Origin of the sequence: Rhodovibrio sodomensis (genome assembly GCF_016583645.1) — a bacterium.
In the GTDB taxonomy this organism is placed as follows: domain Bacteria; phylum Pseudomonadota; class Alphaproteobacteria; order Kiloniellales; family Rhodovibrionaceae; genus Rhodovibrio; species Rhodovibrio sodomensis.
The window spans coordinates 1-2,675 of the sequence record NZ_NRRL01000223.1 but is presented as its reverse complement, the minus strand read 5'-3'; the positions used below and the strand labels follow the sequence as shown (position 1 = coordinate 2,675).

Annotated in this window: 2 protein-coding genes; one reads left to right on the top strand and one right to left on the bottom strand. The window is 57.4% G+C overall.

Features of this window, described 5'->3' with window-relative positions; all coding sequences use genetic code 11:
* The coding region (locus CKO28_RS27205) for a nitrate- and nitrite sensing domain-containing protein (RefSeq protein WP_200344604.1) at nt 1-1,762 on the bottom strand (1,762 nt) is incomplete at its 3' end.
* 491 nt (nt 1,763-2,253) lie between these two features.
* On the opposite strand from CKO28_RS27205, the gene CKO28_RS27200 reads away from it, so the two are divergent.
* Nucleotides 2,254-2,625: a hypothetical protein gene (locus tag CKO28_RS27200; protein WP_200344602.1), complete on the top strand. Its 372-nt coding sequence runs from the start codon at nt 2,254-2,256 to the stop codon at nt 2,623-2,625.
* Nucleotides 2,626-2,675: the final 50 nt, after the last annotated feature.

Genomic DNA, 2,675 nt, shown 5'->3' with positions numbered 1-2,675 from the left:
GCTCGCTTTGCTGCTGGACGTCGGCGATCCGCTGGGAGATGTCGCTCGTTGCCCTCGACGTCTGGTTGGCGAGGTCCTTGACCTCGTTCGCGACGACCGCGAAGCCCTTCCCGGCATCGCCGGCCCGTGCGGCTTCGATGGTGGCGTTGAGAGCAAGCAGATTGGTCTTCTCCGCGATATCGGAGATGATGTCGACCACCTCGCCGATCTTCTGGGTCGACTGCGAGAGTTCCGAGACAACCGCCTGCGTGTCGGTCGCGCGCGACGACGCCTGACCGGCGACCTCGGTCGAGTGCGCGACCTGCCGCGAGATCTCCTGGATCGAGCTGGACAGATCCTCGGCCGCCGACGATGCGGCCTGGACGTTGCCGGACGCCTGTTCCGCGGCCGCCGCAACGGTGGCGGCCTGCTGGTTCGTCTCCTCCGAGACCGACGCCATGCTTTGCGCCGTCGATTGCAGTTCCGTGGTCGCGGAGGCGACCGTCTCGATCACCTCGCCGACGACCCGGTCGAACTCAGCGTTGAGCTCCTGGATCCGCTCGGCACGGGCTTCGCGGGCTTTCTGCTCCTCCGCTTGTTCCCGGGCCAGCTGATCCGCCTTGATCATGTTGTCTTTGAAGACCTGCACGGTACCGGCCATTTCGCCGACTTCATCACCCCGTGCGGTGTCTGGAATTTCTACCGTTTTGTCACCACCTGCAAGTGCTGTCATCGCTTGCGTTATTCGGCCGATGGGTAAAGAGATGGAGCGGACCACGACAATCGCTGCAAAGATGGTGATAACAAGAAGAACAAGCGCTGATGACCCCACACCGATCAGCTGCGTGGCAGATGCGGCCCGCACATTTGCTGCAAGTTCGACTAGATCGTCTGCGACACTGTCTTCCAGGTTTTTCAGGGCATCGATTTTCCGCGTGATCGTATCGAACCACTCCTGCCCGGTAATGCCCTGAAGACCACCATTTCCGTAACCGTTGGCCACGGCGACATCTCGCATACGTTTCACAGTATCCGTCGCGGGTATCGACATCGCCGATTCGTACCGCGCAATCTGTTCCTGGGTCGCCTGGGCACGAAAGCGCAGAATGAAAGCGTCTTGTTGAGCGATCAGCCGGGTCAATTTATTATGTACAGTTGGTGAGAAACGGCCTTTGCCGAAACCGCTGGCGCCCATTGCCCGCTCCAGACCGGCCCGTTCTTTGGCCTCGATCAAGGCAATGTAGGCAGACACCATCTGCGTTACATCGCTATCCCGTGACAGATCGCCCAGGCCGGCGACCACATCGATCAGCTCGCGTATTGCCGATGAGTAGTATTGAACCATGTCACCGCGCGATACTTGAACGCGCGCTACACGATCGCGCATGCGAGAGAGCCCGTCCAATTGGTTCTGTGCTTGGCGCACGTCATCGATTAGCGAACTGCCCGCGTGGTCTGCTTCGAATCGGTCAAAAACGTCTCCGGCTCTCTGGAGAACCTTGTCCGTTCTTTGGCGCTGCGCAGTGAGTTTCTGTCGAAAACTCGTCTGCCCGTCACTCCCAAGAAAACCTGCAGAGGCTCCGCGCTCTTTTTGTAGTTCGTGCACAAGCCCGCTGCTCGCAGGAGCAAGTCTTGCCATATCCTCCAGAGTCGCCATTCGTGAATTCGTGCTCCAAGCATTGACGATCATAATCGTCGAAAGGAGTAACAGTCCGCCCAATGCAGACAGAATTGCGGCCAACACACGAGTGCGGATGCGTGCATTATCAAGAAAGCCGAACACAGTCTTGGTCCCATCTTCTTGAGGTTGGACAGAAGATTTCAGCGACCTGGACCGTATGCTGAACGAATTAAAAAATCGTTCGTAGCAGTACTATAATACCCGTATTTATTCGTAAACCGAATTTAGGATTACAATCACAGTCAAGTCGGCACCTCGACCCGTGACCTCCGAGTGGCGCGATACATCGGGGTATCATCAACAAATATGTTCATTATTGAGGCGGAATTGCGTTAGGAAAACATTTCCATTTTCGGTAAGTGGAAGACACTCTTCGGTCATCTAGATTAAACAAACAACAGAAAGGGAAGCTACGAAAATACCTGGCTTGTGGATCACCCAGCGTAGACATTCGAACAGCCAGTATACGCTAGTTTTATTGTTAACCATAACGCGCTAACCGCCTGTGAGCGCGGATCGCCTTGTGAACACGGGCATTTTGAGCCGATTTGTCGTTTCTATGGTGTCGCAAATTCAAACAACAGGAGCACACCATGGGACACGTCATCCAGATCGACTTCGCCGCCCGGCGGAACGTGGCTACCTCCGAGAGCCCCGCTCAGCCCTACGACGCCGCCGTCGCAGTTACGTCGGACACCGTCGGTGAGCCCGGCGGAACCGCTCGACGCGTACCCGAACTCAAGCCCGTCAGCGCGGCCGTGGCCGATAGCGATCGCGGTGCCATTACGGGGTCGAAAGCCGCCGAGACGGAACCGCGGAACCTTCTCGAAGCCTGCGCCCGCATGCGTGCGGAAACGTTGGCCCTCAAGAAATCGATCGACGACCTAACCCGATCTATTCATGAACGGGCGCTCAATTTCCCGCTGCACATGGCGTTTTCAACCGGCAGGCGTATCGGCACGTGAAAGCGCCGCCGGAATCGGCGATTTTTCGAGACTCTCGATGACGGCGGCGC